Origin of the sequence: Arthrobacter sp. Soil736 (assembly GCF_001428005.1) — a bacterium.
In the GTDB taxonomy this organism is placed as follows: domain Bacteria; phylum Actinomycetota; class Actinomycetes; order Actinomycetales; family Micrococcaceae; genus Arthrobacter.
This window is the reverse complement of the sequence record NZ_LMSB01000023.1, coordinates 18,907-44,393: the sequence shown is the minus strand read 5'-3', so window position 1 is coordinate 44,393 and position 25,487 is coordinate 18,907. Positions and strand designations below refer to the sequence as shown.

23 protein-coding genes and 1 tRNA gene are annotated in these 25,487 nt (G+C 65.8%); all 24 read right to left on the bottom strand.

Annotated features, from left to right (window positions below):
- Positions 1–72: 72 nt before the first annotated feature.
- Entirely contained in the window at positions 73–1,422 is a 1,350-nt protein-coding gene (locus ASG92_RS13645; protein WP_056629233.1) for an ABC transporter substrate-binding protein, read from the bottom strand.
- 302 nt (positions 1,423–1,724) lie between these two features.
- A tRNA-Leu gene (locus ASG92_RS13640) sits at positions 1,725–1,798 on the bottom strand.
- A complete protein-coding gene (locus ASG92_RS13635; protein WP_056629634.1) occupies positions 1,789–2,769 on the bottom strand; it encodes an N-acetyltransferase in 981 nt (326 codons plus the stop codon). Before ASG92_RS13635 ends, ASG92_RS13640 begins: the two co-directional genes overlap by 10 nt.
- A gap of 134 nt (positions 2,770–2,903) precedes the next feature.
- Entirely contained in the window at positions 2,904–4,373 is a 1,470-nt protein-coding gene (locus ASG92_RS13630) for an FAD-dependent oxidoreductase (protein WP_056629232.1), read from the bottom strand.
- Between the two features lie 34 nt (positions 4,374–4,407).
- The gene (locus tag ASG92_RS13625; protein ID WP_056629229.1) at positions 4,408–5,793 is read right to left on the bottom strand and encodes a S8 family serine peptidase; all 1,386 of its coding nucleotides are present in this window, start codon (positions 5,791–5,793) and stop codon (positions 4,408–4,410) included.
- A 33-nt stretch (positions 5,794–5,826) separates the two neighbouring features.
- Positions 5,827–6,774, bottom strand: a complete 948-nt coding sequence (locus ASG92_RS13620; RefSeq protein ID WP_056629227.1) for a Ppx/GppA phosphatase family protein — start codon at positions 6,772–6,774, stop codon at positions 5,827–5,829.
- Positions 6,771–7,436, bottom strand: a complete 666-nt coding sequence (locus ASG92_RS13615) for a DUF501 domain-containing protein (RefSeq protein WP_056629225.1) — start codon at positions 7,434–7,436, stop codon at positions 6,771–6,773. Before ASG92_RS13615 ends, ASG92_RS13620 begins: the two co-directional genes overlap by 4 nt.
- A 69-nt stretch (positions 7,437–7,505) precedes the next feature.
- Positions 7,506–8,216 carry a septum formation initiator family protein gene (locus ASG92_RS13610; protein WP_056629223.1) on the bottom strand — a complete coding sequence of 237 codons (711 nt, stop codon included), beginning with the start codon at positions 8,214–8,216 and terminating at the stop codon, positions 7,506–7,508.
- Positions 8,217–8,332: 116 nt separating this feature from the next.
- The gene (gene eno / locus ASG92_RS13605; RefSeq protein ID WP_056629221.1) at positions 8,333–9,613 is read right to left on the bottom strand and encodes a phosphopyruvate hydratase; all 1,281 of its coding nucleotides are present in this window, start codon (positions 9,611–9,613) and stop codon (positions 8,333–8,335) included.
- Positions 9,614–9,735: 122 nt separating this feature from the next.
- A complete protein-coding gene (locus tag ASG92_RS13600) occupies positions 9,736–10,335 on the bottom strand; it encodes a MazG nucleotide pyrophosphohydrolase domain-containing protein (RefSeq protein WP_157372224.1) in 600 nt (199 codons plus the stop codon).
- An 82-nt stretch (positions 10,336–10,417) separates the two neighbouring features.
- Positions 10,418–11,566: an adenosine deaminase gene (locus tag ASG92_RS13595; RefSeq protein WP_056629217.1), complete on the bottom strand. Its 1,149-nt coding sequence runs from the start codon at positions 11,564–11,566 to the stop codon at positions 10,418–10,420.
- Between the two features lie 57 nt (positions 11,567–11,623).
- Positions 11,624–12,364 (bottom strand): DedA family protein, encoded by a 741-nt coding sequence (locus tag ASG92_RS13590; protein ID WP_056629215.1) that lies wholly within the window; start codon positions 12,362–12,364, stop codon positions 11,624–11,626.
- Between the two features lie 104 nt (positions 12,365–12,468).
- Complete coding sequence (locus tag ASG92_RS13585; protein ID WP_056629213.1) at positions 12,469–13,086, bottom strand: DedA family protein; 618 nt, start codon at positions 13,084–13,086, stop codon at positions 12,469–12,471.
- A 4-nt stretch (positions 13,087–13,090) separates the two neighbouring features.
- The gene (locus ASG92_RS13580) at positions 13,091–14,413 is read right to left on the bottom strand and encodes a thymidine phosphorylase (RefSeq protein ID WP_056629211.1); all 1,323 of its coding nucleotides are present in this window, start codon (positions 14,411–14,413) and stop codon (positions 13,091–13,093) included.
- On the bottom strand, positions 14,410–14,841 hold the full coding sequence (locus ASG92_RS13575; RefSeq protein ID WP_157372220.1) for a cytidine deaminase: 432 nt from the start codon (positions 14,839–14,841) through the stop codon (positions 14,410–14,412). Before ASG92_RS13575 ends, ASG92_RS13580 begins: the two co-directional genes overlap by 4 nt.
- A gap of 5 nt (positions 14,842–14,846) precedes the next feature.
- Positions 14,847–16,175, bottom strand: a complete 1,329-nt coding sequence (locus tag ASG92_RS13570; RefSeq protein ID WP_056629209.1) for an ABC transporter permease — start codon at positions 16,173–16,175, stop codon at positions 14,847–14,849.
- Complete coding sequence (locus tag ASG92_RS13565; protein ID WP_240987131.1) at positions 16,172–17,587, bottom strand: ABC transporter permease; 1,416 nt, start codon at positions 17,585–17,587, stop codon at positions 16,172–16,174. Before ASG92_RS13565 ends, ASG92_RS13570 begins: the two co-directional genes overlap by 4 nt.
- Complete coding sequence (locus ASG92_RS13560) at positions 17,580–19,175, bottom strand: ABC transporter ATP-binding protein (protein WP_056629207.1); 1,596 nt, start codon at positions 19,173–19,175, stop codon at positions 17,580–17,582. Before ASG92_RS13560 ends, ASG92_RS13565 begins: the two co-directional genes overlap by 8 nt.
- 166 nt (positions 19,176–19,341) lie before the next feature.
- Positions 19,342–20,448 carry a BMP family ABC transporter substrate-binding protein gene (locus ASG92_RS13555; protein WP_200951967.1) on the bottom strand — a complete coding sequence of 369 codons (1,107 nt, stop codon included), beginning with the start codon at positions 20,446–20,448 and terminating at the stop codon, positions 19,342–19,344.
- A gap of 332 nt (positions 20,449–20,780) precedes the next feature.
- Complete coding sequence (locus tag ASG92_RS13550; RefSeq protein ID WP_056629206.1) at positions 20,781–21,809, bottom strand: NADP-dependent oxidoreductase; 1,029 nt, start codon at positions 21,807–21,809, stop codon at positions 20,781–20,783.
- Positions 21,806–22,237 carry an organic hydroperoxide resistance protein gene (locus tag ASG92_RS13545; protein ID WP_056629204.1) on the bottom strand — a complete coding sequence of 144 codons (432 nt, stop codon included), beginning with the start codon at positions 22,235–22,237 and terminating at the stop codon, positions 21,806–21,808. Before ASG92_RS13545 ends, ASG92_RS13550 begins: the two co-directional genes overlap by 4 nt.
- A gap of 82 nt (positions 22,238–22,319) precedes the next feature.
- Positions 22,320–22,754: a MarR family transcriptional regulator gene (locus ASG92_RS13540; RefSeq protein WP_056629202.1), complete on the bottom strand. Its 435-nt coding sequence runs from the start codon at positions 22,752–22,754 to the stop codon at positions 22,320–22,322.
- A gap of 134 nt (positions 22,755–22,888) precedes the next feature.
- Positions 22,889–24,088 (bottom strand): amidohydrolase, encoded by a 1,200-nt coding sequence (locus ASG92_RS13535; RefSeq protein ID WP_056629200.1) that lies wholly within the window; start codon positions 24,086–24,088, stop codon positions 22,889–22,891.
- A gap of 60 nt (positions 24,089–24,148) precedes the next feature.
- Positions 24,149–25,282: a sugar phosphate nucleotidyltransferase gene (locus ASG92_RS13530; RefSeq protein WP_056629198.1), complete on the bottom strand. Its 1,134-nt coding sequence runs from the start codon at positions 25,280–25,282 to the stop codon at positions 24,149–24,151.
- Positions 25,283–25,487: the final 205 nt, after the last annotated feature.

The window sequence follows — 25,487 nt, the reverse complement described above, 5'->3', positions numbered from 1 at the left end:
CGGCGCCTGCGGGCACGCAGAAGCCCCCGTCCTGCTGGACGGGGGCTTCCGGAGTGGCTGGGAGAAAACGGCTTACAGCTTGCCGAATTCTTCCTTCACAGGCTGTGGCTTGTTGGTGTCGTCGTACTCGTAGATGCCGATGTAGGCTTCCGTGGGGTCACCGGCGTCAGAGAACGTGATCGGACCGGACTGGCCGTCGTAGTCGATGTCCTTGCCGTTGCGGAGCAGGGTGACGCAGGACGGGAAGGTACTGCACTTCTCGCCGCCTTCAGAGACTGCCTTGAGCTGCTTGGCAATGTCCGTGCCCTTCGTGCTCTTGGCTGCCTCTGCTGCAAGTGCGGTCATGTTGACTGCGTCGTATGACTCGCCTGCATAGTTGAACGTCCGGAGAGCAGGATCAATCGCGAGAAGGGACTTCTTGAAGTCTTCCTTGGCAAAGGTTCCCGGCTGCGTGCCGCGGGATCCCTTGAGGGTTCCTGTCTTGAAGTCCTTGCTGTAATCGAAGAGGTTACCGTCAACCAGGAACAGCTGTTCCGGCTTGATTCCCTTGCCGGTCAGCAGCGGAATGATGCTCTTGGCTTCGTCGAACGTGATCAGTGCAATGGCGTCGGGCTTGGCCGCGACCAGCGCATCGACCTGGCTGCTGAACTGCGAATCGCCTGTGTTGAAAAGCTGCTCAGCCACGACCTGGCCGCCGGCCGCGGTGAAGGCTTGCTTCACGTTCTTCTGCAGGCCCGTGCCGTAGGCGTCGTTCAGGACCATCATGCCCAAGGTCTGGGCTCCACAAGTGGCCATGTAGTTACCCAGGACCTTGCCCTGCAGGACGTCAGAGGGAGCCGTACGCCAGTACAGGCCCTTGTCGTCCCAGGTGGTGAAGTCCGGGGAGGTGTTGGCCGGCGAAAATTCCAGGACACCGGCTCCGGTGATCTGGTTGATGACTGTCTTCGAGACGCCGGAGGATGCCGCACCGATGATGGCGCTGACGCCGCTTCCCAGCAGCGCAGTGGTGGACTGCGTGGCGATGTCGGTCTTGGTGTCGCCGGAGTCGCGGTGGATTACCTCAACGGGCTTACCCAGTACGCCGCCAGCGGCGTTGATCTCCTTGATGCCAAGGTTAACGCCGGCAATTTCGGGCGGCCCGAGGAACGCCAGCGACCCCGTTGTCGGCAGAAGCGATCCAATTTTCAACGGTGTGGGGGTGGTGGTTGTCGAAGGCGGCACGGAGCCGGTCTCGGCCGCGGTACTGGTGGCACCAGCGGTCGCGCTGGCGGCAGGGCACGCGATACCTCCGGCCGCGCCGGCCGCCGAGGTGGTCGAGGTTGGGGTGGAGCTGCCACCACAAGCCGAAGCCAGAAGGGCGACGCCGATGCTAAGCGCTGTGAGCTTAGCAACTCGGGGCGCCGCCTGGGGGAGTGAAATCATTGAGAGTCTCCTCGATCGAAAGGTGCGAACGGCCTTTGATGCGATTGGTCAGGTGTTCCTGAGTTAACTTCAAGCTAATGCAAATCAGGCCCGAACATAAGTGAGTAAGGTCACATCCTTATAACACTCGTTGCATATGGGACACCTGCGGATTCCCGCGCCCCGAGCGCCGGAAGCGGCTGGAGAACGGCAGCGCAAACGGAGGCGGAGGGGGAGGACGATGGGGCCCGCCGCAGGGCGAAGCGGGGCCGGCGAAGGGCCGGATCGGATGCCGTACGGTACCAGGCGGCTCAGGAAATTTGTACCCCAGGTGGGACTCGAACCCACAACACGCGGATTTTAAGTCCGCTGCCTCTGCCAATTGGGCTACTGGGGCGCCCGGTCAATGGTATCGCCTTCCGCGGCGGCAAACGGTCCGGCGTACTGGAAGATGCCGTGGACGCCGCCGGGCCAGAGCGCGAGGGGAAGAAACTGGAAGTTGTCGCCCCAGTTCTTGTCCGGGGCCTCGATGCCCAGCGACGACGACGGCACAAAGCCGAAGCGCGGATAGTATTCCGTGCTTCCGAGCAGTGCGATGCCGCGCTCCCCCGCCGCGTTGGCCCGGACCACGGTTTCGCGCATCAGCGCCGACCCGATGCCGTGGCGCTGCAGCCTGGGAGTCACCCCGATGGGGCCGAGCCCCAGCAGTTCCAGGCCATCCACCCACGCCCGCGTGCTGATGACGTGCCCGACGATTTCACCGTCGAGCTCCGCCACGACGCTGAACTCCGGCAGGTATTCCTCGGAGTCGAAGAGCTGCCGCAGCAACTCCACCTCCACCGGCTGGCCTTCCACGGGCAGCCCTGTCTCCGGGGACACAGCGAAGGCTTCGGCCGTCAGGCTGAGGATTGCTGCGCGGTCTTCGGGGTTCTCGTTCCGCAGCACCAGTTCCCGAACGGGCTCAGGGTCCGGGGCGTTGGCGGCCGAGAGCTCCGCCAGGACCTCCAGGGCCCTCGCGGCGTCCCCCACCGGCACGAGCAGGTGATCGTGATGGAAGCCCGCCAGCACATTGCAGCTGATCCAGGCCTGCGTCAGTGCCCTGCTTACCGCCGCTGTCAGCCCCACCGCTTCCAGTTCCGAATGGACCTCGAGAGTGATCCAGGCAGCCACAAAGTCGTAAGGGAGCTCCAGCCCGTCAGCCTCCGCGCGAGGCAACACTACTGTCAGCCCCTCGGCCTCCCGGACAGCCGCCTCAATGCCGCCCGCCAGCGGTTTTCCGTGCGGCCAGAGCACGTAAACGTACTCTCCTTTGCGCAGGGCGGGATGCATCGCGGCCAGCAGTGTCTGGAGGTTCTTTTCACCCGTCATGCAGCCAGTCTAAGCTTCCCGGCCGCCGCTGCCCGGGACCCCGCCGCGACGCACAGGTCAGGCGGAAGTCGGCCAAAACGACGAAGCGGCCGTTCCCCCGAAAGGGAACGGCCGCCGTCGTCAATTAGTGCGCGCTACTTGGCTTCCGCCGCAACAGGGTCCTTCGAACCGCCCTGCGGAGCGGCTGCGGGCTTGTCCGCGGGCGCCGCAGCAACGGGGGCAGCAGCCGGCTTGGGAGCCGGGGTGGCGGCGGCCACGAAGGCGCCGCGCGGGTTGTCCAGGTCTTCAAGCTGCGTGGTGTCGCGGCCCATGAAGAAGGCCAGGATCCAGCCCATGATCACGCGGATCTTGCGCTCCACCGTGGGGATGGCCATGCCATGGTAGCCGCGGTGTGCCAGCCAGGCGAGACCGCCCTTGAGGCCGATGCGGCCCAGGAGGTTGATGTTGGCAACGCCCTTCCACTCGCCGAAGCCGGCTACAGCACCAAGGTTCTTGTGCTTGTAGTCGACCAGCGGCTTGTCCCAGCGGGAGGCCCACAGGTTCTTGGCGAGGCGCTTGGCCTGGCGCAGCGCGTGCTGGGCGTTGGGGACGCAGGTGCCGTCCGGCAGGCCACCGCCCGTGAGGTCCGGGACAGCGGCAATGTCACCGGCGGCCCAGGCGTTCTCGATGATGCCTTCGTCGCCGGCGATGCGCAGGTCGGGAAGGGCACGGACGCGTCCGCGCGGTTCGAGGGGGAAGTCGGTGGAACGGACCATCGGGTTGGCCTGGACACCGGCAGTCCACACCAGGGTGTCGGCTTCGAATTCCTGGGCCACCGACTTGTCCGGCAGGTTGATGAGCTTGAGGGCACCCTCGGCGTTGTCCAGCGAGGTGTTGAGCAGGACCTCGATGCCGCGGCTGCGGAGGTGTTCGACAACCCAGACTGCCTGCTTCTCGGTGACCTCGGGCATGATGCGGCCCATGGCCTCGACGAGGACGAAGCGGACTTCCTCCTGCTTGACGCGCGGGTTGTTCTTGACCGCCGCGCGGGCGAGGTCTTCCATCTCGGTGATGCACTCGATGCCGGCGAAGCCGCCGCCAACAACCACGAAGGTCAGGGCCTTGGCCCGCTCGGCGGGATCGGTGATGAGGGAGCCCACCTCGATGCGATCGAGGACCTTGTTGCGCAGCGCAACCGCTTCCTCGATGGTCTTCAGGCCGATGCCCTTGTCCGCCAGGCCCTTGATGGGGAACGTGCGGGTGATGGCTCCCGCTGCAAGGACGACGTCGAAGTAGGGCACCTCGAAGTTTTCGCCGCCGTCAGCCGGGGCAACCACGGCCGTGCGGTTGGCGTGGTCGATCGAGGTGACGCGGCCCTGGATGAGCTCGGTCTGCTTGAGGTGCTGGCGGTGGGACACCACCGCGTGGCGGGCCTCAATGTTTCCGCCGGCAACTTCCGGCAGGAAGGGCTGGTAGGTCATGTAGGGCAGTGGATCGACGACGGTGACGATGCCACCGGCGTTCGCGATCTTCTTCTGCAGTTTCAGTGCTACGTACAGGCCGACGTACCCGCCGCCGACGACGAGCACCCGGGGACGGTCCTGGAGCTGGGGGGTGGTTGCCATGCTTCAAGAATACATGAGTTTGTGAAAATCTTCACTAACTGGTCGGCCCGCCCGGATCCACCTTGTGCAGCACGCCTGTTTCGGGGTCGTCCCGGCTCCCGCCTGAGCCCCGGTACACCCGGCGCAGCTGGATGGCGGCGCCCGCAATGATGGCCAGGAAGAGGCCGCCGAAACCAATGACCACGGCGGCGGGGAGGGCACCGTCCAGCTGGGACGGAGGCTCGGCCACAGGTACCGTCGCCTCGGGCAGCGTGGCCTCGGCGCTCGGCGCCTCGGCCGGAGGAACAGGAGTGGGCGTGGCGAGGTTTCCGCGGCGGTGGACGCGGATCCAGTCTGAGATTGACCCCAGCGGATTGCTTTGCGTCTCGGCGACGTCGTCCTTCAGCGCCGCCTCAGCGTTGAGCACACCGAAGCCGTAGAGCGGATCCTTGCCCGGTGCGCCCGCATCCTTGGCCGTGGAGACGATCCGGTTGATGACCTGCTTGGCACTCATCTGCGGCCATTTGGACCGGATCAGGGCGGCCACGCCGGACACGATGGGGGTGGCGCCTGATGTTCCGGCCCATTCGGCGTAGCTGCCGCCCGGAAGCCCTCCGACGAGTTTCTCCGCCGGAGCCGCTACCCCGATGCTGATGCCTTGGGAGGAGGAGTCCGTGCTCGCGGCGCCGCTGAGGTCCAGACCGGCCACGGTGAGCACGCCCGGGATGGTGGCAGGTGCCCCCACCTGCACGTTTCCGCCGACCCGGTTGCCGGCCGCCGCAACGATCACCACGTCTTTCTGTTCGGCGTACAGGAATGCGGCGTCCCAGCTCTGCGGCCATTCCGGAGACGTGCTGCCCAGCGAAATGTTGATGACCTTCGCACCGTTGTCCACTGCCCAGCGGACGGCCTCGGGGATCTGGTCCTGATCGCTTTTACCGCCGGGATTGGCTGAGCCGAGCCACGTTGAAACAGAGAGGATCTGGGCTTCGGGCGCCACACCCATGATGCCGTCGGGCATGACTTTGGACGGCGTAGCGCTGGGGCTGGGTTTTGCGCTGGCGGCCTTCTTGGGCTGGTGCCCGCGGCCGGCGAGCATGGTGGCCACGAGCGTGCCGTGTTCGGGCTTGGCACCGATGCTCTTCCGACCGTCGCTCGATCCCGCGCCGGAGACGTCATGCCCGCCGGCCAGGACGCCCTTGAGGTCCGGGTGGTTGCCGTCCACCCCGCTGTCGATCACGGCCACCTTGACGTTGGCTCCCTTGGAGACCTCCCACGCCTTGGTGATGCCTGCTTCCTTGAGCCAATACTGCTTGTCGCGCCAGGTGTCGGCCTGCGCCGCAGGGGCTGTTGCGATCGCCGTGGCAGCGATGCCCCCGGCGAGCGTCGCCGACAGGAGAGCCGAGACCGTCCGGCGGAGCCGGGCTGTTGCTCTGGTCATTCAAGATCCAATACTCGGTTGGCTGGTGCCTGACTAGCTGACACTCAGGGCAATTCCGTCAAGAATATCGTGCTCGCTGGCGGTGGCCGTAATGATGCGGCCGCCGCTTAGCTCCCCCATCCTGGTGAGGATCCGCCGCCAGACCAGGGCGCCGGCGCCGATCACGTCAACCCGGCCGGGGTGCATGTAAGGCAGTTCCGCCCGCTGCGCCCTGGTCATCTCCAGCAGGTCCGTGGCTGCCGCCCGGATGGTTCCGATGGACAGTTCGGCTCCGTGAATGGCGGCCGGCAGGTATTCGGGAAGCTTCAGCGCATGAGCGGTGATGGTGGTGATGGAACCGGCGACCCCGACGACGGCGGTGCTGCGTTCCAGCGGAACGTCCAGTCCGGCTTCGGTGATCGCGGCGTCGACGTCGGCCTCCGCTGCGGCGATCTGTTCGGCCGTGGGCGGATCGGACTTGAGATGGCGTTCGGTCAGCCTGACGCAGCCGATGTCCACGGACCTGGCGGCGATGACGCCGCCTGCGTCGCCCAGCACGAACTCCGTGCTGCCGCCGCCCAGGTCCACAACCAGCACGCGGTCATCGCTGGCGATCGGCAGGACACTGCTGGCTCCGGCGAAGGACAGGGCGGCCTCCTCGTCTCCGGAGATCACTTCAGGCTCGACGCCCAGGAGGCTGCGGATACCGTCCACGAAGACCTGGCGGTTGCGGGCGTCCCGGCTGGCGGAGGTTGCCACGAAGCGGACTTTCTCGGCCCGGTACTGGCGGATCAGCTCTGCGTACTCGGCCGTGGCCGCAAACGTGCGCTCCAGCGCCTCGGGCGCCAGTTCTCCGGTGGCATCCACGCCCTGGCCCAGCCGCACCACACGCATTTCCCGCACGAGGTCCGTGAGTTTCGTGGTTCCGTTGCTGCGGTCGACGTCGGCGATCAGCAGGCGGATGGAGTTGGTGCCGCAGTCGATGGCTGCCACGGTGGTCATTCGCCTGCCTCCGTCGTGGTCTTCCGGATTGGGGCCGGCCGGCCGACGATTGCCGGCAGGCCCTGGGGCCCGTGGCGGCTGAGGTCACGGGACGGCGCTTCGCCGGCGGTGTCCCAGGCACCGTCACAGTAGCAGCGGTCTGCCGTCCACCACTCGGCGATGGCGGCGATGGCCTCGTCGCCGAGGGGGTTGACGCCGTGGCCGGCCGCGAGCGAGTGCCCCACGAGGACGTGCAGGCACTTGACGCGGGTGGGCATCCCTCCGGCCGAGACGCCGTCGATCTCGGGGACCGCACCGATGCCGGAGCGGGCCCCGATCTCAGCGCGGGCCGCCAGGTAAGCCTCGTGGGCAGCCCGGTAGGCGGCTGCCAGTGACTCGTCGGCCGTCAGCCGGTCATTCATCTCGTTCATGAGGCCGGCGGCTTCAAGCCGGGACACGGCGGACGTAATGACGGGGTGCGTCAGGTAGAACGTGGTGGGGAAAGGCGTCCCGTTGCTGAGGCGCGGAGCCGTAGCGGCCACAAGCGGGTTGCCGCAGACGCAGCGCGCCGGGATCTCAACGACGTCGCGGACGGGCCTCCCGAGCTGGCGGCTGAGCACATCAAGGTCGTGTGCCGATGGCTGGCTGGATTCCTCCGGCGCGGTTGCCGTGTTCTCGTCCACTGGCGCGGCCGTCCTTCCTGCCCGGTTCTGGCTGTCTCCTTTGAGGCAGTCCGGCGGCGGGCGCCGCTCCTAGTCTGTTGCCGAACGCCTGATGGACTCCCACAGGGAATCCACCCACGGCAAGTTGGCGGGGTCTTGTGCTGCTGCTGCACCGGGCTGGCCTGCTGACGCGCCGGCCGGCAGATCGCTGCCGAACACCCAGTAGCCGGTCTCTCCCGGCATAACCATGTTAATGCGGTCACGGGCCTGCTGTTTGACATAGTTCGGATCCTGCCACCGCGAGACCTGCCGTTTGAGGTTGTCCTGGTCCGCCTTGCTGGCGGCGATGTCCGCTTCCAGCGCCGCAATTTCAGCGCGCTTGTCGATGAAGATCTTCACGGTGGGCGCCAGCATGATGGTGATGGCAATCATGACAACGGCCAGCGCCAGCATGCGCCCCGAAAAGGCCTTTGCCGGGACCGGGTCGAGGGTCTCGTCGCGCGCTGCCGCCCCGGCGGAGCCGGACTTCCCGCGGCCGTTCCCGGCGGTGTCCTTCGCCTGTGCTTTACCCGGCCCCGCAGTGCCGGAGGTGCTTTTTGTCTTCGCCGTGCCCTTTGAGTTCGCTGGGCCGGCAGATTTCGTAACGGCGTCCCTGGCCCGGGCTGTTTCCGCCGGACCGTGCGCGTCTCCCGGACGGTGGCCGCCGAAGTCCGCCTGGATGACATCGCCGCCGGCGGATCCGGCGTGGGACTGCGGTGCTGCTGGGGTCACCCGGGGAACTTTGGGACGGCGGGTAGCCATGACACTCCTGTAAACGTGTGGCGCTTGTCTGTGGCCTGGACGGGCAGCCACCTTAAACGACGACCGGTGGCTATGGTCTTTCCACCATAGCCACCGGTCAGTTGTTTATCGGGCTACTAGCCCTTGAAACGCGGGAAGGCGCTGCGGCCGGCGTAGCGTGCGGCGTCGTCGAGTTCCTCTTCGATGCGCAGCAGCTGGTTGTACTTGGCAACACGCTCGGAGCGTGCGGGGGCACCGGTCTTGATCTGTCCCGCGTTGGTGGCAACGGAGATGTCAGCAATGGTGGTGTCCTCGGTTTCGCCGGAGCGGTGCGAGGTGATGGTGGTGTAACCGGCGCGCTGGGCGAGGGACACGGCGTCGAGCGTCTCCGTCAGTGAACCGATCTGGTTGACCTTGACCAGCAGCGAGTTGGCGGTCTTGGTGTCGATGCCGCGCTGCAGGATGGCCGGGTTGGTCACGAAGAGGTCATCGCCCACCAGCTGGACCTTGTCGCCGATGGTGTCGGTGAGGGTCTTCCAGCCTTCCCAGTCGTTCTCGTCCAGCGGGTCCTCGATGGAAACCAGCGGGTAGTCGGCAACGAGCTCGGCGTAGTAGGCGCTCATCTCGGTGGCGGAAAGTGCCTTGCCTTCGAACTGGTAGGCGCCGTCCTTGTAGAACTCGGAGGAGGCGACGTCCAGGGCCAGGGCGATGTCCTTGCCCGGGGTGTAGCCGGCGTTCTTGATGGCTTCCTGGATCAGGTCCAGCGCGGCACGGTTGGACGGCAGGTTCGGCGCGAAGCCGCCCTCGTCGCCGAGACCGGTGGAGAGGCCCTTGGCCTGCAGGACGGACTTGAGGTTGTGGTAAACCTCAACGCCCCAGCGCAGGCCCTCGGAGAAGGTCTCGGCGCCGATCGGGACAATCATGAATTCCTGGATGTCCACATCGGAGTCGGCGTGCGAGCCGCCGTTGAGGATGTTCATCAGCGGAACAGGCAGGACGTGCGCGTTGGGGCCGCCCAGGTACTTGTAAAGCGGCAGGTCGGCGGACGCTGCGGCGGCGTTGGCCACGGCAAGCGAAACACCCAGGATGGCGTTGGCGCCGAGCTTGCCCTTGTTGGGGGTGCCGTCCAGGTCGATCATGGCCTGGTCGATGCTGCGCTGGTCCGTGGCGTCGAAGCCGGTCAGTGCCGGTGCGATCTGGTCGATGACGGCGTCAACGGCCTTCTGGACACCCTTGCCGAGGTAACGGCCCTTGTCTCCGTCGCGGAGTTCAACGGCCTCGTGCTCGCCGGTGGAAGCGCCGGAAGGTACTGCTGCGCGGCCGATCTGGCCGTCGGAAAGCAGAACTTCAACTTCTACGGTCGGGTTGCCACGGGAATCGAGGATCTCGCGGGCGTGGATGGCATCGATAAGCGCCATGAATTTGCTCCTTATGGTGAAGCGATTTACTGGGAAACTAGCGGAAAATCTCGACGTTCTCGTCAGGGACTAGCGTAGTCGAGAGTGGTGCACGTAACGGAAACCTATCCATCACCCGGACGTCATGATCCCGGTGATTCCGTGTTCTGGTACCGCCGCACGGCCCCGCGGAGGGCGCGTTCGGCGTCGAATCCCCTGCTCCGGGCGGAACCGACGACGGCGAGCAGCAGCTCCCCGATTTGGTTCTCGGAGTCACAGGTTTCGACAAGCTCAACCAGCGGACGGGCAAGCTCAACCTTCAGTGTCAGACCTGCCCTTTCTGCCCGATCCAGGGTCTTCTGCGCCCGGGCAAGCGCAGGCAACGCGTCCGGGATGCCCTCAAAATGGTTGAGCCGTTCGGGCCTTTCGGCTTTCTTGACCGCATCCCAGTTGAGCACAATCTCCTCCACCGTAGCGGGGAAAACATCCTGCAGGGAGCCGTCCGGCCGGAAGACATGGGGGTTGCGGCGGATCATCTTGTCGGTGATACCGCGGGCGACGTCGCCGAAGTCGAAGGTGCCGCGCTCCTCGGCGAGCCGGGCGTGCAGCACCACCTGGAGCAGCACATCACCCAGCTCGCCTTTGAGTTCCGCTTCATCGGCACCTGTTTCGATGGTCTCGGCCACTTCATAGGCCTCCTCAAGGAGGTACTCGACGAGCGACCCGTGGGTGAGCGCCCCCATCCACGGGCAGTGCTCGCGGAGGGCGGCGATCACACGGAGCAGCTCCCCCACCGGCCCCTCCGGGGACACCTCGGAAGGGGCTTCAGCCAAGGTTGGCGTAGGCGTCGTTGATGTACTCCACCAGGGCTTCCCTTTCCTCCAGCGGCAGGAAGGAGGCCTCAGCGGCGTTGAGCGTGAGCTCCAGCAGGTCGTCAAGGTCGTAGTCGAACGTCTCCACGAGCAGCTCGAACTCGTCGGTGAGCGTCACACCGCTCATGAGGCGGTTGTCCGTGTTGATCGTGACGTTGAAGCCGAGCTGGTAGAGCATGTCCAGCGGGTGGCTTTCGATGCCCTCGCCGAAGCCGGCGATGGCGCCCGTCTGCAGGTTGGAGGAGGGGCAGATTTCCAGGGCGATGCCACGGTCGCGGACCCAGCTGGACAGATTGCCCAGCGTCACGAGGCCGACGTTGTCATCGGCGTCGTCATCGATGTCTTCGGTGTCCTCGAACTCCACCATGATGTCTTCGGCGATGCGGACCCCGTGGCCAAGGCGCAGTGCCCGGCCATCCACGAGCGCCGACTGGATGCTCTCAAGGCCGGCTGCCTCGCCCGCGTGGACGGTGGCGGGGAAGTTGTTCTCGGCCAGGAACGTGAATGCCTCGCGGAAACGGGAGGGAAGGAAGCCGTCTTCGGCGCCGGCGATGTCGAAGCCCACCGCACCCTTGTCACGGTGGCGGACGGCGAGCTCGGCGATTTCCTGGCCGCGGTCAGCATGGCGCATGGCGGTGATCAGCTGGCCGACCTGGATCTCACGTCCGGTCTCGGCAACGGCGTCCACTCCGGCCTCGATGCCTTCCTGGACGGCCTCGACGGCTTCGTCGAGGGTCAGTCCCTTCTGCAGGTGCTGCTCCGGCGCCCAGCGGACCTCGCCGTACACGACGCCGTCGTCCGCCAGGTCCTCCACGAATTCCTTGGCCACCCGGGCCAGGCTTTCCTTGGTCTGCATCACGGCGACGGTGTGGTCGAAGGTCTCGAGGTAGCGGACCAGGGAACCGGAGTCCGCGGACTCGCGAAACCACTCGCCGAGCGCAATGGGATCGGTCGAAGGGAGCGTGCGGCCAGCGGCCTCCGCCAGCTCAATGATGGTGGCCGGGCGGAGTCCCCCGTCCAGGTGGTCGTGAAGGGAGACCTTGGGAAGGCTCTTCAGGTCGAAGTCAAGGGCAGGGGCAGCGTCAACGATTGGCTCAGTCACGTACCAACTCTAGGGTTGGACCGCCTGCAATGCCAGCGGCCCACCCACGTGCCCGGTTCAGCGCCCGGATTCGGCGTCCGCCGCAGCCGCGACACGGGCCAGGCGGCCGGCGTCGTCCGTTTCGTCAACGGTGGCTTCAGCGTCCCTTTCCGGCTCCTCTGCCAGGATCTCCGGCGCCGTCACGGCGTCGTTGCGGCCGAGCCTCTTGTGCCACCAGCGGAGCATGTGGTCGATGAAGATTCCCAGGACGATGGCAAAGACGACCGCAATGCCGGCGCCAAGGAGCGGATTGTGGTGCAGCCACGGAAACGAGCTCGCGACAATTCCGATGCCGATCGAATACCCCACCCAGGTGAAGCACGCGAACCCGTCCAGCAGGAAGAACCTGCGGTGCGGGTAGCCCGTGGTTCCCGCCACGTAGTTGACCGCCACGCGCCCCCAGGGGATGTAGCGTGCCGTGAAGATCAGCACGGCTCCGCGCTTCTCCAACTCGTAGCGCGCCCAGCCGAAGGCCTTCTGCACTTTCGGCCGGCGCATCCACTTCCAGCGGCCCAGGCCGATCTTCCGTCCCAGGAGGTAGGCCATGTTGTCGCCGGCCATGGCACCCACGAGCGCCGTCAGTCCCAGGATCAGGAGATTGGGTTCGCCGCTGTGACGGGAGAATGCCGCCAGCGCGACAATGAGCGTCTCGCTGGGAACGACCATTGCGAAGCCGTCCACGAAAAAGAACACGAGCAAAACAGGGTAAATCCACCACTGACCCGCTGCATGGAGCACGGCCTCATTAATAAACTCCACGCGGGTATTGCTCCTAGCGGAAAATGACTAAAACAATTAGTGACGCAAATCGCTCTTTAGTGTCCCATGGCCGAAGCATAGTCCGCTACGCCCGGCTCAGGAAATTACCCCTCACTGAACGGATCCGGCACCCGCCCCCGCAACCGGGTGATCGCAATGTCCACCAGTATCCCCAGGACGATGGCGCAGACTATGGCGATGGCGGCCCCGAGCAGATGGTTGTGCTCGAACCACTGCCCGAAAAATAGCCCGATGGCCACGGAGTACGAGGCCCACAGAGTGGCGGACAGCACGGTCATCCCGATGAACCGGGGCCGGGAGAAGTGCGTGGCGCCGGCGGTCAGGTTGACTGCGACCCGGCCGATCGGGACAAACCGGGCCACGAGGATCAGTGACGCCGGCCGCTTCCGGAGTTCCCCTCCGGCCCACCGAAACGCCCGCTGCATGCGCGGCCCCCGCATCCAGCGCCACCGTTTCGTGCCGACGCTGCGTCCGATCAGGTAGGCGGTGTTGTCCCCCGTGAACGCCCCCAGGGCCGCAACTGCGATGAGGAGCAACGGATTGGGGACGTCCGCCGTCGCGGCGACGGCGGCCAGCCCCACCACGACGGATTCGCTGGGAATGGGCGGAAAAAAGCCGTCGATAACGCAGCAGGCCAGGACGAGGATGAGCACCCAGGGCTGCCCGGCGGCAGCAAGGATGAAGTCGTTGATGGCCTGCACGGGCTTAGGCTATGCGGTCAATGATGAGCTGCTGTGCCGGGCGCGAGCCTTCCGGCGCGATGGTGACGGCGTTTTCGAGCGCCTCCTTCGCCCGGGCGAACTTCTCGGGGGTGTCCGTGAGCAGGGTCATGAGCGGCTCTCCTGCCCGCACGGCGGCCCCGGGCTTGGCGTGCATGCGGACTCCCGCGCCTGCCTGAACCGCGTCCTCCTTGCGGGCACGGCCTGCCCCCAGCCGCCAGGCGGCCACGCCGACTGCCATCGCATCGAGTTCCACCAGGACGCCGTCGGCCGGGGCGTAGATGGTCTCCGATTCCTTGGCGGCGGGCAGCTTCGCCCTCGGGTCCCCGCCCTGCGCCTCGATCATCCGGTTCCAGACGTCCATGGCACGGCCGTCCTTGAGGGCGGCCGCCGGGTCGGCGTCGCTGATCCCGGCGCACGCCAGCATCTCTTCCGCGAGCCGGACCGTCAGTTCAACGACGTCCTCCGGGCCGCCGCCGGCCAGGACCTCGACGGATTCCTCCACCTCGATGGCGTTCCCCGCGGTCAGTCCCAGGGGCGTGTTCATGTTGGTCAGGAGCGCCACCGTGTTCACGCCGGCGTCCTTGCCGAGGGCCACCATGGTCTCGGCCAGCTCCCGTGCGCGGGCCTCGTCCTTCATGAACGCGCCGCTGCCCACCTTGACGTCGAGCACGAGCGAGCCCGTGCCCTCGGCAATTTTCTTGCTCATGATCGACGACGCGATCAGCGGTATGGCCTCGACGGTTCCCGTGACATCGCGGAGTGAGTAGAGCTTCTTGTCCGCCGGGGCAAGGCCGGCACCGGCAGCACAGATCACGGCGCCGACGTCCTGAAGCTGGGCCATCATCTCGTCGTTGCTCAATGCGGCCCGCCAGCCCGGGATGGACTCCAGCTTGTCGAGCGTGCCGCCGGTGTGGCCGAGCCCGCGCCCGGACAGCTGCGGAACCGCCACTCCGAAGACGGCCACGAGGGGCGCCAGCGGGAGGGTGATCTTGTCCCCCACGCCGCCCGTGGAGTGCTTGTCGCTCGTGGCCTTGACGCCGCCGTCGGGCCGCCTGAGGCTGGAGAAGTCCATCCGTTCCCCGGAGGCGATCATCGCCGCCGTCCAGCGCGAGATTTCCGAGCGGTCCATGCCGTTGAGCAGGATGGCCATGTTCAGTGCGGCCATCTGCTCGTCCGCAATGACCCCGCGGGTGTAGGCATCGATCGTCCAGTCGATCTGTTCGGGACTCAGGGTGCCCTTGTCCCGCTTCGTTCGGATGATGTCGACGGCGTCGAACGCCTCTGTGTTTCTTGTGGTCTGTGTCACCGGGGTTCCTCCAGATGTTGGGGGCCAAATGCGTCGGGGAGCACCTGGTCCATGGTCTTGATTCCGTGTGTGGTCATGAGTTCCATGCCGGGGTCGCGGAACTCGTACAGCAACTGGCGGCAGCGCCCGCACGGCATCAGGATGTTGCCGCCTGCATCCACACAGTAGAAAGCACGAAGCAGGCCGCCTCCTGTCATCTGCAGGTTGCCCACCAAAGCGCATTCGGCGCACAGCGTCAGCCCGTAGCTGGCATTTTCGACATTGCAGCCGCTGACGATCCGGCCGTCCGCGGTGAGGGCGGCTGCCCCCACCGGGAACCTGGAATACGGCGCATAGGCATTTTTCATGGCGGCGACGGCGGCAGCCTTGAGGGCCTCCCAGTCGACCGTGCCGGTGGCCGGGACGGCAGGGACGGGGTTGTGGTCCACGGCGGTCACCCCTTGACGTACGGAATGCCGTCGGCCGCAGGCGGCCGTGACCGTCCCACGAGCCCGGCCACCGCCAGCACCGTCACCAGGTACGGCAGCATAGCCATGAACTGGCTGGGTACCGGTGTTCCGATGATGGTCACGATGCTCTGCAGGTTGTCGGCAAAGCCGAACAGCAGCGCGGCAAAGAACGCACCGATCGGGTTCCAGCGCCCGAAGATCAGCGCCGCGATGGCAATAAAGCCGCGCCCGCCGGAGATCTCCTCGGTGAAGCTGTCGATGGCCACCAGGGTGAAGAAGGAACCACCGATGCCCGCAACGGCACCGCCGAGGGTGACGTTCCAGAAGCGGGTGGCATTGACCTTGATCCCCAGGGTGTCCGCGGCCTGCGGGTGCTCGCCCACGGCCCGGACGCGGAGCCCCCATTTGGTCTTGAAGAGGCCCACCCACACCACGATGACCGCCACGTACATGAGGTAACCGACCACGGACTGCTTGAACAGGATGGGGCCGACCAACGGGATGCTGGAAAGCACTGGGATGTCGATGATGGGCAGCCTGCCCGGGGAATTGAACTGCGCCTTGTTCGCCTGCATTACCRTGCTAAACAGGAAGCCGGTCAGGCCGGACACCAGGACGTTGAGCACCACGCCGACGATGATCTGGTTGACCAGGTACTTGATGCTGAACAGCGCCAGCACCATGGAGACGACGGCACCGGCGACAGCCGCCGCCAGCAGCCCGATGAACGGGCTCTTGGTCATCGAGGCCACCAGGGCAGCCGTAAACGCACCGCCGAGCAACTGACCCTCGATGGCGATGTTCACCACGCCGGCGCGTTCACAGAGCACCCCGGAAAGGGATCCGAACACGAGTGGAACGGCAAGCGTCACCGAACCCGCGATGAGGCCGGCCAGCGAGATACTGGGCGTGCGTGCGCCGCCGACAACCCAGATAAGGAAAGCCGCGACGAAGAGGACGATGAACGTGACTGGCAGCCAGCGGGGCGGGGCCTGGTCCTTCGTCTTGAGATACACGGCATAGCCGGCCAGGCCAAGCATGAGGACCGACAGGATGATGCCGCCAAGGAACGCCGGCACCTCAATGGCCGGGAGCTGGAACAAATCACCGCTCGAGGAAATCCCGAACCTGGCTGTCTGGTTGGGTCCCATGATGCCGAAGAACACAAAAGCCGCAACGCCCAGGACGGTCAGCAGCACAGGGACTTTCCAGGTGACGGGCTTGGCCGAAATTGCGGGGGCGTTGTCCGTAGCCGGCTGCGGCGTTCCGGGCTCCCCTTTTCCCGGCAGGGGCGACGTTGCTGTTGTGCTCATGCTGCACCTCCGGTGGTTGCTGCCTTCTTGGATTTGCCGGCGGTCACGGCCTTCTTCTTGCGCGGGTTGAGTCCGAACACCGCGCGCACCAGCGGCGGGGCCGCGATGAACAGGACGATGAGGGACTGGACCACCAGCACAATGTCGATCGGCGTGCCTGTCTGGATTTGCATCTGGACGGCGCCGGCGCGGAAGGCGCCGAACAGCAGGCCCGCGGCGAACGTGCCCCACGGCGTCGAACGTCCCAGGAGGGCCACCGTGATGGCGTCAAAACCGTACGTTGCCGCAACGCCGTCAGTGAGGACCTTTTCCGTGCCGGCCACCTGCGCCACGCCGGACATGCCGGCGAGGGCGCCGGCAATGGCCATGACCAGGACGGTGGCCCGGGGAACGTTGATACCGGCAGTCAGGGAAGCCTTGGCATTCGCGCCGACAGCCCGGAATTCGAACCCTACAGTGGAGCGGTTAAGCAGCCACCACACGAACACCGTGGCCGCGATGGCCAGGATGAAGCCCAGGTGCAGCCGGTACTGGGTGCCGAAGATCTGCGGGTACACGGCGTTGGGATCCAGGATCGGAGAAATCGGGTTGGACTCCCCCGGCCGCTGGAACGCGGGGGTGTTAAGCAGGTACCGCAGGAAGTACAGGGCGATGTAGTTGAACATGATGGTCAGGATGACCTCATGGGCGCCGGTACGAGCCTTCAGCAAGCCAACCAGACCGCCCCAGATAGCGCCCCCAACGATGCCCGCGATAAGGACCAGCAGCAGGTGCAGTCCGACGGGAAGGTGGAGCGCGAAGCCAACCCAGGCGGCAAGGATGCCGGCCATGATGATCTGGCCCTGGGCGCCGATGTTGAACAGGCCTGCCCGGAAGGCGAGGGCCACGCCCAGACCGGCGGTGATCAGCGGGGTGGCGATGGTGAGGGTCTCCATGAGCGGAGCGAACTGCACCGCAACGCTGGAGCCGCGGGGGTTGAACACCGAACCCTGGAACAGCGCGACATAGGAGCGCGTCGCAGCGGTCCAGACAGCCGAGAGGAAATCCGAGGGACGCGCGAAGAGGTAGCCTGCCGTGGCTCCCACCTGCTTGTCCGTGCTGACGATGAGCAGTCCGCCCAGGATCAGCGCGAGCAGAACCGCCAGGACGGAGACCATGCCGCTGCCGGTGAAGATCCTGCGTGCGAGGGTTTCCGGCCCACCCGGGATCTTGCCGCTCTGGGCCGTTGCCGGAACCGCGGAAGGCTCCATGGCTCCGCCGGCGGTGTCCAGGGACACCACCGCGGCAGTCTCCTCTTCGGCGGGCGTGGGCACGTGGTGTTTGTCAGGGTGACGCTTGTCAGCGTGGTCTTTGCCAGCATCGGGGCCCGCTGGCGTGCCGCCGGGGTACTGCGGCTCGTTCTGGTCAGTCATGGTCGCCTCCTTCGGCGTGGGAGGTGGACGTCGGATCCTGGTCGCTGTGAAGAACAGGGCGGTGGTGGACGGTGTCCGCATGCGCCTCGCCGGGTGAAAGCCCTGCCATCATGAGGCCCAGGACGTCACGGCCGGTCCCGGCGGGCACGATGCCCACGAGCTTGCCCTTGTAAAGCACGGCGATACGGTCGGCGAGCTCCATGACTTCGTCGAGTTCGGTGGACACGATCATTACCGGTGTGCCCTGGTCCCGCTCAGCCACGATGCGCTTGTGCAGGAACTCGATGGATCCCACGTCCACGCCGCGGGTGGGTTGGGAGGCCATGAACAGGCGGAGCGGCCGGGAGAGCTCCCGTGCCATCACCACCTTCTGCTGGTTGCCGCCTGAGAGCGTTCCCGCGGCCAACGACCCGGAGGGAGTACGGACGTCGAATTCGTCAATCCGGGATTTGGCATTCTCCAAGATCTTGGCGGGGCTCATGCTGATGCCCTTGGCGAACGGCGGCTGGTCGTACAGGTCAAGCACCAGATTCTCCGCAATCGAGAAGGTACCGATGAGTCCGTCGACTGACCTGTCTTCAGGAACGAAGCCAACGCCGGCCTGCAGCACTTCCTTCACACTGCGGCCCAGGAGTTCCTTTCCGTCGAGCAGGACGGAACCGCTGACGCGCTCCTGCAACCCGAGGATCGCCTCGGTGAGTTCCGTCTGGCCGTTGCCCTGGACGCCGGCGACGGCGAGGATTTCACCGCGGGCAATGCTGAAGCTGACGCCATCCACGGTGTGGTGGCCGTTCGGGGCAATGACGGTAAGGTCCTTGACCTCGAACGTGGTTTCCTGCGGCTGTGCCGGGGCCTTGTCCAGCGTGAGGCTCACCGCGCGGCCCACCATCATCGACGCCAGTTCGGTGGTTGGTGCGCCGGGATCGGCACTCCCCACCACCTTGCCGCGCCGGATGACAGTGATGATGTCCGAGACGGCCTTCACCTCCCGCAGCTTGTGGGAGATGAAAACGATGGATGTGCCGCTGCTTTTGAGCTGGCGCATGATGTCCAGCAACTCGTCGGTCTCCTGGGGCGTCAGCACCGCAGTTGGCTCATCCAGGATCAGCACCTTGGCCTCGCGCACGAGCGCCTTGATGATTTCAACGCGCTGCTGGACACCAACCGGGAGGTCTTCCACGAGGGCGTCGGGATCGACGTCGAACCCGTAGCGGTCCGAGATCTCCTGGATCTTGCGGCGGGTGTTATCCAGGTTCAGGAAGCCGCCCGCTTTGGTGGACTCGGCGCCGAGCGCCACGTTTTCCGCCACGGTGAACACGGGCACCAGCATGAAGTGCTGGTGCACCATGCCGATCCCGGCAGCCATGGCGTCCCCGGGTCCCCGGAAGCTGACCGGTTCGTCGTCGATGAGGATTTCGCCGTCGGTGGGCTCGTACAGCCCGTAGAGAACATTCATCAGGGTGGACTTGCCGGCCCCGTTTTCGCCCAACAGACAATGAATCTGACCGGGTTCAACAACCACGTCTATGTGATCATTGGCGAGCAGGGAGCCGAAGCTTTTGGTGATCCCCTTGAGTTCAAGTTTCAAAACTCTGACCAATCTCGTTGCGTCCGGAACTGCTGGCCGGACGGGATATGTGGCTGCAGCACCAGCCTAGTGCCTGCAGTCATGGGTGAGCCGGAAGCGCCCAACGAAAAGCGCCACCTCCCGTGCAGTCAATGACCATCCGGGCGGTGGCGCTTAGCGGAGGAGGTTACGCCTTGGGGCTGGCTGCGGACTCAACCTTCAGCTTGCCGTCGACGATGTCCTTCTTGATCTGGTCCAGCTCCGTCTTTACCTCGGCCGGAACAGCCGAATCGAGGTCGTGGAACGGGGCCAGCTGGACGCCCTCGTTGGCGAGCGTGCCGATGTACGGCTCGTTGGTGAACTTCCCGTCCTTGTCTTCCTTGACGACGGTCTCAACGGCGGAGCCCATCTGCTTCATGACCGAGGACAGCATGATCCCCTTGTAGTCGGGCGCGGTGAGGAAGCCGTCGGAGTCGACCCAGATGAGCTTGACGTCCTTGCCTGCGGCCTTGGCTTCCTTGAGAGCTGCACCGGCGCCCTTGCCCACCGGGCCGGCAACGGGCATGACCACGTCGGCACCCTGGTCCAGGAAGTTCTGGGTCAGCTGCTTACCCTTGTCCTGCTTTTCGAAGTCGCCGGTGAAGCTGCCGTCCTGCTTGGCCTTGTCCCAGCCGAGGAGCTTGACGTCCTTGCCCTTCTTCTCGTTGTAGTACTTCACGCCGTCCGCGTAGCCGTCCATGAAGATGGTGACCGTGGGGATCTTGATGCCGCCGAAGGTAGCCACCGTGCCGGTCTTCGTTGAGGCGGCGGCCAGGTAGCCGGCCATGAAGGCAGCCTGGGCCGTGTCGTAGATGATGGGCTTGACGTTGGCAATCGGCTTGGCGTAGCCGAAGTCGATGATGGCGAAGTGGAGGTCCGGGTTGGCCTCGGCCTGCTTCTTCGTGGCGTCACCGAGGAGGAAGCCGACCGTCACTGTGAGGTTGCAGCCCGCGGACACCATGGCCCGAAGGTTCGGTTCGAAGTCATTGTTGGTCTTGGACTCGACCTGGTTGACCTTGATGCCAAGGTCCTTCTCAGACTTCTTGAGGCCCTCGTAGGAGGACTGGTTGAACGACTGGTCGTCGAATCCGCCGGAGTCGGACACGATGCAACCCGTGTAGTCGCTGGCGGTGGCGGTCGGAGTGCCTGCTTGGGGTGCGGGGCCGCAGCCGGTCAGGAGCAGGGCTGCCGCGCCGACGGAAGCCACGCCGGCGAGGGAACCGCGCTTGACGTTTGCACGCAGTGAGTTCTTCAAATTTCCTCCAGGAAGAAAGAGATAGGCGCCACGACGGAGATTCAATGAGTGTCCGTTTCTAATGCTCCACACTGAAATTCTGTTTTCACTGATGGTTTCGCAGCACTGCGCCGAAGCGCACTTATGAAAGCCACTGTAGTGGCCTGCGCCACGTCCGGATAACACATCGGCGGCGGAAAACGAAGATTGTTGAGAACTTGTTACCTATCAGTAGCCGGGCACCTGCACGTGGTCGGCGGAGCCGGTCAGCAGCCCGCCAAATACGGCGCGAACGGACACTTGAGGCCCCGAATCTTCGGGGCCTCAAGTGTTCGTTCGCGCTGTTGGTTCCGCTAGATGCGGACCAGCATCTTTCCGGTGTTTGCACCGTCCAGAAGGTCAATGAAGGCCTGCGGCGCGTTCTCGAGGCCGTCCACCACGGTTTCGTCGTAGGAGACGGAGCCGTCGGCCAGCCAGCCGGCCATGTGCTCGGCAAACTCACCCGCGTACTGCCGGTAGCTGCCCACGAGGAATCCCCTCAGCGTCAGCTGCTTGCCGATCGCCAGGGCAAGGTTGCGCGGAGCGGCCGGCGGCTCCGTCGAGTTGTACTGCGCGATGGCGCCGCACATGGCCACGCGGCCGCCAACGTTCAGGACGGACAACGCGGCCTCGAGGTGGTCCCCGCCCACGTTGTCGAAGTAGACGTCAATCCCGGTTTCCCCGGCGGCGGCCTTGAGCTGATCCCGGACCGGCGCGTCGCGGTAGTTGAAAGCCGCGTCAAAGCCGAGCTCCAGGAGGCGGGCCACCTTCTCCGGAGAGCCGGCGCTGCCGATCACCCGGGATGCGCCCATGGCCTTGGCGATCTGCCCCACGAGCGAACCGACGGCCCCGGCAGCACCGGAGACGAACACGGCGTCCCCGGCCTTGAACCCGGCTACCTTCAGCAGGCCGGCGTAGGCAGTGAGACCGGTCATGCCCAGCGCGCCGAGGAAGGCGGACGCCGGTGCCAGATCGGTGCGCGCAGGCGTGGTTGCGCTGACGTCCACCACGGCATACTCCCGCCAGCCGAGATGATGCACGACGGCGTCCCCCACCTTGCGGTCGGCGGCCCGGGACGCGATCACCTCACCCACGGCCCCGCCGTCGAGCGCTTTATCCAGCGCAAACGGCGCTGAGTAGGATTTGGCGTCGTTCATCCGGCCGCGCATGTACGGATCCACCGAGATGAATTGGTTTCGGACCAGCACCTGCCCGTCCCGGAGCTCCGGAAGCGGACTTTCGGCGAGCCGGAAGTTCTCCGGCGCCGGGCGGCCCACGGGGCGGGAGGCCAGCTGGATCTCGCGGGTTACTGCGGGCAGGGCCCGGTCCTGGCTGCCGCTCATGCTGCGAACTCCACGAGGGTCAGCGCCACATCCATGTTGCCGCGGGTCACGTTTGAGTAGGGGCAGATCCGGTGCGCCTTGGCCATGAGCGCCTCGGCGGAAGCCCGGTCGAGCGCCGGCAGGGCGATCTCAAGTTCGGCCGCCAGGCCGTAGCCGTCACCGCCGTCGAGGGCGCCAAAGTGGATCTTCGCCGCCACGGCGGAATCGGTGAGATCGGCGCGTTCCTTGCGGCCCACCACCCGGAGGGCGGAGTGGAAGCAGGCGGCGTAGCCGGCAGCGAAGAGCTGTTCCGGGTTGGTGCCCTGACCGCTTCCGCCGAGCTCCACGGGGCTGGCCAGGGTCACGTCCAGCTTGCCGTCCTTGGTGCGCGCGGAGCCGTCGCGGCCTTCGCCGGAAGCGAGGGCCTCGGCAGTGTAGAGAGTCTTCAAAATACGGTCCGTTCTGATGGTTTCGGAAGTCCGGGTGTTATGCGGTGTCAATAGGGGTTGGTGTTGAGGCCGGAGTGGGGCGTCAGTGCGAATCGTGCAGGGCGGCAGTGAGCTTGCCGAGGGTTTCGCGGAGCTGGTCAAGCTCCCGGGGACTCAGGCCGGCGGCTTCGGCGAGGCGCTGGGGAATGCCGGAAGCCTTGCTGCTGAGGGCCATGCCGTCCGCGGTCAGATGCACAGCGACCCGCCGCTCATCCTCTGCGGAACGGCGGCGTTCCACCAGGCCCATGGCTTCGAGCCGCTTGAGCAGGGGTGACAGGGTGCCGGAATCGAGCCCCAGCTCCTCCCCCAGTTCCCGCACGCCGCGCGGTTCGTTTTCCCACAGCACCAGCATCACGAGGTACTGCGGGTAGGTCAGGCCGAGCCCGTCCAGCAGCGGCCGGTAGACGGCGGTGGCCGCCCGGGACGCGGAATAGAGCGCAAAGCACACTTGGCGGTCAAGGCGGGGAGCGTCGGTCATGACCGTAACGTTAGCCCACAATTCAATTGTGCACAACTTACCTAGGCGAAAGATAAGCGCGAACGAACAGTTGAGGCCCCTTGAGTCGTGGGAAAAGGGGGCTTAAGTGTCCGTTCGCGCTCGCGCGGAGGGGCTTAGAGGTCGCGGATCGTGCGGAGGGCCGCGGCCGTGAGCACCTGGATGCCGTAGCCCAGGGCACGCTCGTCCAGGATGTAGTCGCCGCGGTGGAGGTCGTATTCCTCGCCGCCGGGAGTCTTGGTGCCCAGGCGCATCATGGCACCGGGCAGCTCGGCGAGGAACCAGGCGAAGTCCTCGCCGCCCATGGACTGCGGGGTGAGGACCACGGCGCCTTCGCCGATCTCAGCGCGGGCCGCGGCCTCGATGAGTGCGGTCTCGTGCTCCGAGTTGACCACCGGCGGAACACCGCGGGTGTGCTCCAGCCGGACGTCCACGCCATAGGGCTCGGCCACCTGATGGACTACTTCGTCCAGGAGTTCGCCGGCGCTGTGCCAGGCGTCGCGGTCCAGGCACCGCATGGTCCCGGCCATGTAGCCGATGCCCGGAATGGCGTTGGGCGCCGAACCGGCGGAGATATGGCCCCACACGACAGAGACGCCGCTGCGGACATCCACTCGGCGCGAAAGGACGGCCGGCACGTTGACGGCGATCTGCGCCAGCGCGAAGACGAGGTCCTCGGTCAGATGCGGGCGCGACGTGTGGCCGCCGCGGCCGGAAAGCTCGATCCTGATGGTGTCCGATGCCGAGGTGATGGCGCCGATGCGCGTCCCGATCTTGCCGACGTTGATTCGCGGGTCGCAGTGCAGGGCCAGGATACGCGGCACGCCGTCAAGGACGCCCTGCTCGATGCAGGCGTGTGCGCCGCCCGGCATGGTCTCCTCGGCCGGCTGGAAAATGATCCGGACAGAACCGCCCAGAGGGGCTTCCTGGTGCATGCGGTGCAGCACCAGGGCGATGCCCAGCATGGTGGTGGTGTGGACGTCGTGACCGCAGGCATGGGTGACGCCGTGGTTCTTCGAGGCGAAGGGCAGGCCCGTTTCCTCAATGATGGGCAGCGCGTCGATGTCGCCGCGCAGCGCGGTGGCGATGGGGCCCTCGCCGACGTCGACGGTCAGGCCGGTGCCGTCGAGCCGGCGGGGCTCGAGGCCTGCGGCCTCCAGCCGTTCCACGAGCTTGTCGGTGGTCCGGAACTCCTTGAATGACAGTTCGGGGTGCGCATGCAAATCCCGGCGAAAGTCGATCAGTTCCGGCAGGAGCGGTTCGAGCCACGGCCCCACCAGCGCGGTGGGCTCAGCTTCAGTAGTGTAATTGCGCACACCTCAACTGTAGCGAGGGCCGAAAGAATAGCGGCATCGCCTTCGCCGCGTTACGGACTGCTAGAGGACGTCGGTGTCGCCGCTGGCCTTCAGCGCGTCCACGGCCTGCTTCACCCGCTGGGCGTGCTGCTTGGTGGTGACCAGCAGCGCATCAGGGGTATCCACGATGACCACGTCCTTGATCCCGATCAGCGCAATGACCCGCTTGGTGTCCGAGACCACCACGCCGCTGGCGTTTTCGGTGAAGACGCGCGCGCCCTCGCCGAGGACAGTCACCTCGTCCACTTCCTTGGCGCTGTTGAGCCGGCCAACGGAGGCGAAGTCGCCGACGTCGTCCCAGCGGAACGTTCCGGGCACGACGGCGACGTCCCCGGCGGCCGCCGCGGGCTCGGCCACCGCATAGTCGATCGCGATCTTGGGCAGCGTGGGCCAGATGCGGGCGGTGACTTCGTCGCGATGCGGCGTGTCCCAGGCCTCGGCGATTTCCTGCAGGCCGTTGAACAGTTCGGGCTGGTTTGCTTCCAGGTGCTTGAGCATGAGGGCAACGGGAGCCACGAACATGCCGGCGTTCCATACATATTCGCCGCTGTCCACATACTGCTGGGCGACGTCCTCGTCCGGCTTTTCGACGAACTCCACCACCGCCTGGGCGCTGGGCGCTCCGGGAATGTGAAGCGACGCGCCGGACCGGATGTAGCCGAATCCCGTGGACGGGTGCGTCGGCTTGATGCCGATGGTGACGATCTTGCCTGCCGCCGCCGTGTGAATGGCTTCGCGGACGGCATCCTGGAAGAGCTCGTCCGGGCTGATCACCTGGTCGGCGGCGAAGGAGCCCATGATGATGTCCGGATCGCGCTGGTGCAGGATGGCTGCGGCCAGGCCGATGGCCGCCCCGGAGTCTTTCGGCTCGCTCTCCAGCACGAGGTCGCCGTCCTGGACCTCCGGCAGCTGACGGCAGACGGCCGCCCGGTGCGCAGTTCCGGTGACAACCAGGACGCGATTGCCCGCAAGGGGCTCGAGCCGGTCGTAGGTGGCACGCAGAAGCGTGCTCCCCGAGCCGGTGAGGTCATGAAGGAATTTGGGAGCTGCTGCACGTGACAGAGGCCAGAGGCGGGTCCCCACACCACCTGCAGGAATCACAGCAATAAAGCGGCTGAGCGGTGAATCCTGGCTTGTCACTTTGTCTTTACTCATCACGGCCTACTTTAGCCGACGACCCCGGCCAGACCCCCGCGACGCCACCGGCGCCGCGGACACAGTGGGAACCGGATGTGGCGTTCGTCTCAAATTTCGCCAAAAACCGTACAGTACGTGGTCACGTAGGACCGCCTGAATTGAATAAGCTGTGAGCGAAGCCTAGATTTAGGCCTGAGCTACGAGTGCTCTCGCAGTAGGCGTT

Coding starts and splice junctions, on each gene's coding strand:
- ASG92_RS13645 (WP_056629233.1), bottom strand. CDS start 1,422: ATGATTTCACTCCCCCAGGCGGCGCCCCGAGTTGCTAAGCTCACAGCG.
- ASG92_RS13635 (WP_056629634.1), bottom strand. CDS start 2,769: ATGACGGGTGAAAAGAACCTCCAGACACTGCTGGCCGCGATGCATCCC.
- ASG92_RS13630 (WP_056629232.1), bottom strand. CDS start 4,373: ATGGCAACCACCCCCCAGCTCCAGGACCGTCCCCGGGTGCTCGTCGTC.
- ASG92_RS13625 (WP_056629229.1), bottom strand. CDS start 5,793: ATGACCAGAGCAACAGCCCGGCTCCGCCGGACGGTCTCGGCTCTCCTG.
- ASG92_RS13620 (WP_056629227.1), bottom strand. CDS start 6,774: ATGACCACCGTGGCAGCCATCGACTGCGGCACCAACTCCATCCGCCTG.
- ASG92_RS13610 (WP_056629223.1), bottom strand. CDS start 8,216: ATGGCTACCCGCCGTCCCAAAGTTCCCCGGGTGACCCCAGCAGCACCG.
- eno (WP_056629221.1), bottom strand. CDS start 9,613: ATGGCGCTTATCGATGCCATCCACGCCCGCGAGATCCTCGATTCCCGT.
- ASG92_RS13600 (WP_157372224.1), bottom strand. CDS start 10,335: ATGGGGGCGCTCACCCACGGGTCGCTCGTCGAGTACCTCCTTGAGGAG.
- ASG92_RS13565 (WP_240987131.1), bottom strand. CDS start 17,587: ATGACTGACCAGAACGAGCCGCAGTACCCCGGCGGCACGCCAGCGGGC.
- ASG92_RS13550 (WP_056629206.1), bottom strand. CDS start 21,809: ATGAGCGGCAGCCAGGACCGGGCCCTGCCCGCAGTAACCCGCGAGATC.
- ASG92_RS13540 (WP_056629202.1), bottom strand. CDS start 22,754: ATGACCGACGCTCCCCGCCTTGACCGCCAAGTGTGCTTTGCGCTCTAT.
- ASG92_RS13530 (WP_056629198.1), bottom strand. CDS start 25,282: ATGAGTAAAGACAAAGTGACAAGCCAGGATTCACCGCTCAGCCGCTTT.